The organism is Pseudoalteromonas sp. SR44-5 (assembly GCF_014163675.1).
Lineage (GTDB): Bacteria > Pseudomonadota > Gammaproteobacteria > Enterobacterales > Alteromonadaceae > Pseudoalteromonas > Pseudoalteromonas rhizosphaerae.
On sequence record NZ_JACJDT010000150.1, the window covers coordinates 1 to 757 of the forward strand.

Sequence of the window (757 nt, forward strand, 5' to 3'; positions counted from 1 at the left end):
GAACCATCAGCGAGGACGGTGGCACTTAATCCATAACTATCGCCATTGACATCCACGATACTGATGCTAACAACGGTGCCCGTAGGCTCGGTTGAGGTACCCGTAATCGTTGGTGTCGCATTGTTTCCAAGGCCATTATCATTAACCATAACAACAGGCACTGAGATATCAATAGTGCCCGTTAAGTTGACTTGCGTGCTATTTCCAGCCGCATCCAGGATGGTCGTCTCAACGCTGTAATCGCCCTCGCTCAAGCCATTTGGTACTTCCACAGACCATTGACCATTGCTTTGTACTGTCGCGCTTAGGGTTTGTTCGACCCCGTTAGCATCGGTAACCACTAAGGTCACTGTGCCACCGATTTCATTGCTGGTGCCACTGAATACCGGGGTGACGTCACTGCCAGCACCGACACCTTGTACAGTGAGACTCGGCGAGGTGGTATCAATCACACCACTAACCGAGTCGGTGGTTTCGTTGCCAACACCATCAAGGACACTGACATCAACACTAAACGCACCATCAGGCAGTGGGGTTGTCGGGCTAATTACCCAATCACCATTGGCATCCACGGTGGCGCTGAGGGTTTCGCTGTTGCCATCTTTATCGGTAACAACCACCGTCACTGCAGCCCCTTGACCCGCATCAGTGGTCCCACTAATGGCTGGGGTGTTGTCATTGCTCAATGTATCGACGCTCACCGTGAGCGTCGGTGGCGTACCATCAAAATCAGTCGAAGTGATCGTGCGCACATTAC

At 52.2% G+C, this 757-nt stretch carries 1 protein-coding gene; it reads right to left on the minus strand.

Annotated elements, in window-relative coordinates:
* A partial coding sequence (locus H5154_RS22930; protein WP_182719754.1) for an Ig-like domain-containing protein occupies positions 1–757 on the minus strand: 757 nt, incomplete at both ends.